The sequence below is a fragment of the Streptomyces sp. PU-14G genome, assembly GCF_041028275.1.
GTDB lineage: Bacteria > Actinomycetota > Actinomycetes > Streptomycetales > Streptomycetaceae > Streptomyces.
The window spans coordinates 1-5,565 of record NZ_JASKYT010000440.1; the positions used below are offsets into that span (position 1 = coordinate 1).

The 5,565-nt window shown below is 70.8% G+C and carries 7 protein-coding genes; all 7 read left to right on the plus strand.

Going from position 1 to position 5,565, the window contains the following annotated elements; all coding sequences use genetic code 11:
- Positions 1 to 97 precede the first annotated feature (97 nt).
- The 7 genes from AB8Z75_RS30940 to AB8Z75_RS30970 all read left to right on the plus strand — a co-directional run bounded on the left by AB8Z75_RS30940 (position 98) and on the right by AB8Z75_RS30970 (position 5,364).
- Positions 98 to 940 carry a sulfurtransferase gene (locus AB8Z75_RS30940; RefSeq protein WP_369207809.1) on the plus strand — a complete coding sequence of 281 codons (843 nt, stop codon included), beginning with the start codon at positions 98 to 100 and terminating at the stop codon, positions 938 to 940.
- Between the two features lie 39 nt (positions 941 to 979).
- Positions 980 to 1,267 (plus strand): DUF1416 domain-containing protein, encoded by a 288-nt coding sequence (locus AB8Z75_RS30945; RefSeq protein WP_114024353.1) that lies wholly within the window; start codon positions 980 to 982, stop codon positions 1,265 to 1,267.
- A gap of 148 nt (positions 1,268 to 1,415) precedes the next feature.
- Positions 1,416 to 1,787 (plus strand): DsrE family protein, encoded by a 372-nt coding sequence (locus tag AB8Z75_RS30950; RefSeq protein WP_369207811.1) that lies wholly within the window; start codon positions 1,416 to 1,418, stop codon positions 1,785 to 1,787.
- A gap of 261 nt (positions 1,788 to 2,048) precedes the next feature.
- Entirely contained in the window at positions 2,049 to 2,633 is a 585-nt protein-coding gene (locus AB8Z75_RS30955; protein WP_369207813.1) for an FABP family protein, read from the plus strand.
- Between the two features lie 348 nt (positions 2,634 to 2,981).
- Positions 2,982 to 3,776 carry an LAETG motif-containing sortase-dependent surface protein gene (locus AB8Z75_RS30960; RefSeq protein WP_369207815.1) on the plus strand — a complete coding sequence of 265 codons (795 nt, stop codon included), beginning with the start codon at positions 2,982 to 2,984 and terminating at the stop codon, positions 3,774 to 3,776.
- 106 nt (positions 3,777 to 3,882) lie between these two features.
- Positions 3,883 to 4,329: a Fur family transcriptional regulator gene (locus AB8Z75_RS30965; protein ID WP_369207817.1), complete on the plus strand. Its 447-nt coding sequence runs from the start codon at positions 3,883 to 3,885 to the stop codon at positions 4,327 to 4,329.
- A gap of 9 nt (positions 4,330 to 4,338) precedes the next feature.
- Complete coding sequence (locus tag AB8Z75_RS30970) at positions 4,339 to 5,364, plus strand: folate-binding protein YgfZ (protein WP_369207819.1); 1,026 nt, start codon at positions 4,339 to 4,341, stop codon at positions 5,362 to 5,364.
- The last annotated feature ends 201 nt before the right edge of the window (positions 5,365 to 5,565 follow it).

Sequence of the window (5,565 nt, forward strand, 5' to 3'; positions counted from 1 at the left end):
CGCGGCTCCCGCCGCGTGCGGTGGGGGATCGCGCCCCGCGCCCACGTACGCCCCACTCGCCCTCCGCCGCACCCATCCACCCATGAGGAGAGACAGCATGAGCCGCAGCGACGTACTGGTCGACGCCGAGTGGGTCGAGGCCCACATCGACGACCCGAAGGTGGTCCTCGTCGAGGTGGACGAGGACACCTCGGCCTACGACAAGAACCACATCAAGAACGCCGTCCGCATCGACTGGAAGCAGGACCTCCAGGACCCGGTCCGCCGCGACTTCGTCGACCAGGAGGGCTTCGAGAACCTCCTGTCCGCCAAGGGGATCGCGAACGACGACACCGTCGTCCTCTACGGCGGCAACAACAACTGGTTCGCCGCCTACGCCTACTGGTACTTCAAGCTCTACGGCCACGGGGACGTCCGTCTCCTCGACGGCGGCCGCAAGAAGTGGGAGCTGGACTCCCGCGACCTGGTCGACGGCTCCGACGTACCCGAGCGCCCGGCCACCGCCTACCGGGCCAAGCCGCAGGACACCTCCATCCGCGCCTTCCGCGACGAGGTCGTCGACGCCATCGGCACCAAGAACCTGGTCGACGTGCGCTCCCCCGACGAGTTCAGCGGCAAGCTGCTGGCCCCCGCCCACCTGCCGCAGGAGCAGTCGCAGCGCGCAGGACACGTGCCCAGCGCGCGCAACATCCCGTGGTCGAAGTCGGCCAACGACGACGGCACCTTCAAGTCCGACGACGAGCTCACCGAGCTCTACCAGGGCGAGGGCGTCGACCTGGGCACGGACACCATCGCCTACTGCCGCATCGGCGAGCGCTCCGCCCACACCTGGTTCGTGCTGCACGAGCTGCTGGGCCAGGAGAACGTCAAGAACTACGACGGCTCCTGGACCGAGTACGGCTCCCTCGTCGGCGTCCCCGTCGAGCTCGGCTCGAACTGACCCCCGCCCCTTCCGCGAACCACTCCAGGGAGAACCACCATGTGCGGAGCACAGGCAGGCGGCCCGGACGCCGCCAGCGCCAAGCCCGGCGAGACGACGATCCAGGGCAGCGTCACCCGTGACGGGGAACCCGTGACCGGGTACGTACGGCTGCTCGACTCCACCGGGGAGTTCACCGCGGAGGTACCGACCTCCGCCACCGGCCAGTTCCGCTTCTACGCCGCCGAGGGCACCTGGACCGTCCGCGCCCTGGTGCCCGGCGGCACGGCCGACCGCACCGTCATCGCCCAGACGGGCAACCTGTCCGAGGTCACCATCGCGGTGTGACCTCCCCTGGTGGGCGCCCTCCGCTGGTGGGCGCCCACCAGCGGTGGGCCGCCCGCAGGCTGGAAGTCCCGCAGGTGGGAAGCCCCGCAGGCGGGAAGCCCCGCAGGTGGGCAGCCCCGCAGGCGGGCAGCCCCGTAGGCTGGTGGCCATGGCAACCCGCAGCACGCTCGTCATCAAGGTCACCGCGGGGGCTGACGCCCCCGAGAGGTGTTCGCAGGCGTTCACCGTGGCCTCCGTGGCAGCGGCCAGCGGCACCCGGGTCAGCCTGTGGCTGACCGGCGAGTCCGCCTGGTTCGCCCTCCCGGGCCGCGCCGCGGAGTTCGAGCTGCCGCACGCGGCTCCGCTGCCCGACCTCGTGGAGGCCGTCCGGGCGAGCGGGGGCCGCATCACCCTGTGCACCCAGTGCGCGGCCCGCAGGGGCATCGAGGAGAAGGACGTCACCGAGGGCGTCCGTATCGCGGGCGCACAGGTCTTCGTCAGCGAGATCATGCCGGAGGGCGTGCAGGCCCTCGTCTACTGAGCTCCCCTGGGGCCTCGCGGGCAGGCGCCGAGCGGCCCCCTCGGGAGGCCGCCCCTCGCGGTGGCGACTAGACTCGGGCAGGTCCCAGAACACCGCCCAAGGAGAGCCGCCCCGTGCTTGAGGCATTCTTCACCGCCCTGATGGTCCTGGTCTGCATCGGCACCGTGGCCTTCGCCGGGCTGACCTTCAAGAAGCTGTACCAGGGTCAGCGCTGAGCGCGGCCACAGCTGACCCGGACCTTCGAGACGACTTGAGCGCATCATGATCGAGATTCCGTCCGACCTGCACCCGGACCTCGTCCCCCTCGCCTTCCTGCTCGGCAACTGGACCGGCGCGGGGGTGGCAGACCTCAGTGAGAGGCAGGGCGAGGGCGAGGGCGAGAAGAAGTGCAACTTCGGGCAGGAGGTCACCTTCACCCACGACGGGCGTGACTTCCTGGAGTACTTCTCGCACACCTGGGAGCTGGACGCGGAGGGCAGGAAGGTCCGCCCGCTGGAGACCGAGACGGGGTACTGGCGGGTCGACAAGGACCGCAAGGTCGAGGTCGTGATGATCCGTGACCAGGGCATCGCGGAGGTCTGGTACGGGGAGCTGGCCGACCAGAAGCCGCAGATCGATCTGGCGACGGACGCGGTGGCCCGCACCGAGGCGGCGGGTGAGTACAGCGGCGGGAAGCGGCTGTACGGCTATGTGAACGGCGATCTGATGTGGGTGGGCGAGAAGGCCACACCGCAGACGCCGCTGCACCCCTACATGTCGGCGCAGCTGAAGAAGGTCGTCGACCCCAAGGAGTGGGCGAAGGACGTCGTGGACCTGCCGGACGACGGTATCGCCTTCTTCCGCTGAGTACAGCCGACCGCGGCCAGGTGCCGCGTCACAGTGCGGCACCAGGCGTCTCAGCGGTGTCACGATTGTGAAAGCTGTGCAAGAGCCGTTTTCCGGTCAGCAGCCGGAAAGCGGCTCTTCGGCTTCTCCGGGTTCTTTTCTCGCCGGCATTCGGGCAGGTCACAGGCGGTTGTCGCACGCTACCGGACGGTCGGTTCACCGTCCGCGAGCGGAGCTAATGCGTACCCCTGAGTGATAAGAATGGCGTTAATCCATTCACCGGCACGGGCCCCGGCGGCCCTCAGCGCGTGTGTTCCCGCACGCATCCGCCGCCGCGCCCGGCTGCCCAACGGGGAAAAGGCTCTTTCTGTGAATCGTTCCCGCATCACTTCCGCCGCCGCCACCGTCGCCCTCCTCGGCGGTCTGGCCGCCACCCAGGTGGCCACCGCGGCCGGCGCGTTCGCCTACGACAGCGGCGCCGAGCTGAACGTCGGCCTCACGTCGGGCATCCTCTACGACAAGAACTCCGGCAAGGTCCTCGGCGACGGCATCGGCGGCAACTTCGGCAACCACGGGCCCGAGGCCGCCACGGCCACCGTCACGGTGACCGCCGTCAAGAACGTCACCTTCACGGCCAAGCCGAAGGTCGACAAGGGCACCGTGAAGTCCTGGAGCGCCAAGAAGGTCGTCATCGAGGCCAATCTGGCCGCCGACGGCGACGCGCTGGAGAACATGGACCTCCCGGCCAGCCTCTCCGGCAAGAAGCAGACGCTGCGTGCCGAGATCAAGGGCGACAAGAACGACCCCGACACCAGCAACAACAGCGTCACGCAGACCTACAGCGTCGACGCCACCAAGCCCAAGCCGACCGAGAAGCCGACCGAGAAGCCGACGGACGAGCCGAGCGAGAAGCCGTCCCAGAAGCCCACCCACAAGCCCACCGCCGAGCCGTCGCAGAAGCCCGGTGACGACTCCTCCGACGACGCCAACACCCCGGCGCCCGCCGGTGGTACGGACAAGGGCAGCGGCTCCGGCGGCGACCTGGCCGAGACCGGTGGCGGCTCCAACACCCCGCTGCTCGTCGGCGGCGCGGGCGCGCTCGTCGTGATCGGCGGCGCGGCCGTGTACCTGGCCAAGCGGAAGAAGACCGCAGGACAGAACTGATCCCCCAGCTCCCTCTCTTCCGGTAGGGCGGGTCCGGCTCTTCCGGTAAGGCGGGTCCGGGTGCCACGGGGGCACCCGGACCCGCGCCGCTTCTACACTGGACCTCGTGGCTACCACCGACTGGCAAAGCGATCTCCGGGCGCGCGGATACCGGCTCACCCCGCAGCGCCAGCTCGTGCTGGAGGCCGTGGACAAACTGGAGCACTCCACCCCGGACGACATCCTCGCCGAGGTCCGCCGCACGGCGGGCAGCGTGAACATCTCGACGGTCTACCGCACCCTGGAGCTCCTGGAGGAGCTGGGCCTGGTCTCCCACGCCCACCTCGGCCACGGCGCCCCCACCTACCACCTGGCCGACCGCCACCACCACATGCACCTGGTGTGCCGGGACTGCACGGAGGTGATCGAGGCCGATCTGTCCGAGGCCGAGCCCTTCACCACCCGGCTGCGCGAGCGCTTCGGTTTCGAGACGGACATGAAGCACTTCGCGATCTTCGGGCGGTGCGCCACGTGCCGGACGAAGGCCGAAGGCAGCGCGGAAGGACCGTCGTAGGCTGGGCGTATGTCCTCCAGCAGTCCGCCCAACCCGAGCAGCGGTTCAGCCCCTGCTCCCGCCCCCAGCCCCCTGCTCACGCTGCCGGGCGCCGTCGCCGCCGAGGCACCCGACGAGGGTGTCGCCGCCCACTACGGCGACCTGTTCAAGGAACAGCGCGCACTCGCCGACGGCACCGGCTTCGTGGACCTCTCGCACCGCGGCGTGGTCACCGTCTCCGGCCAGGACCGCCTCACCTGGCTGCACCTGCTGCTCACCCAGCATGTCGAGCGGCTCCCGGCCCAGCAGGCCACCGACGCGCTGATCCTCTCCGCCAACGGGCACATCGAACAGGAGCTCCAGCTCGTCGACGACGGGGAAACGGTGTGGATGCACACCGAACCGGGCAAACAGGGCGAGCTGCTCGGCTACCTGGAGAGCATGCGCTTCTTCTACCGGGTGGAGATCGCCGACCGGACGAGCGAGGTCGCCGTCGTCCACCTGCCCGCCGGGTCCATCGCCGAGGTGCCCGCGCACGTGCACGCCGTACGGGAGACCGCCCACGGGCGCGACCTGTTCCTGCCGCGTGCCGAGCTGGCCGCGTTCGCCGCCTCGCACGCGCCCGCGGTGGGCGTGCTGGCCCACGAGGCCCTGCGGGTCGAGGAGCGGCGGCCCCGCCTCGGCATGGAGACCGATCACCGGACGATCCCCCACGAAGTGGGGTGGATCGGCTCCGCTGTGCACCTGGAGAAGGGCTGCTACCGCGGCCAGGAGACCGTCGCCCGCGTCCACAACCTGGGGAAGCCGCCGCGCCGCCTGGTCTTCCTCCACCTGGACGGCAGCGAGGTACGGCTGCCGGCGCACGGCGACGCGGTGCGGCTCGCCGCCACGGGGCTGGAGGGACGGCAGATCGGCTTCGTCACCACCTCGGCCCGCCACCACGAGCTGGGGCCGATCGCACTGGCCCTGGTGAAGCGGAACGTCGCCCCCGACGCGGAACTGATCGTGGGCCCCGACGCCACCGCCGCCGCCCAGGAGGTCGTGGTCGCACCGTAGCCCCGGCCCGAGGGCCGAGGCCCGAGGCCCGGGGCCCGGGGCCCGGGGCCGGTGGCCCCATCCGGAGGCGGACATGCTTCCTCCCCTGCGGGGGAGGGAGCCCCCCGGATGGGGGGGGGGGGGGGGGGGGGGGGGGGGGGGGGGGGGGGGGGGCACTGGCCCTGGTGAAGCGGAACGTCGCCCCCGACGCGGAACTGATCG

Coding starts and splice junctions, on each gene's coding strand:
- AB8Z75_RS30950 (WP_369207811.1), top strand. CDS start 1,416: ATGGCAACCCGCAGCACGCTCGTCATCAAGGTCACCGCGGGGGCTGAC.
- AB8Z75_RS30945 (WP_114024353.1), top strand. CDS start 980: ATGTGCGGAGCACAGGCAGGCGGCCCGGACGCCGCCAGCGCCAAGCCC.
- AB8Z75_RS30955 (WP_369207813.1), top strand. CDS start 2,049: ATGATCGAGATTCCGTCCGACCTGCACCCGGACCTCGTCCCCCTCGCC.
- AB8Z75_RS30940 (WP_369207809.1), top strand. CDS start 98: ATGAGCCGCAGCGACGTACTGGTCGACGCCGAGTGGGTCGAGGCCCAC.
- AB8Z75_RS30970 (WP_369207819.1), top strand. CDS start 4,339: ATGTCCTCCAGCAGTCCGCCCAACCCGAGCAGCGGTTCAGCCCCTGCT.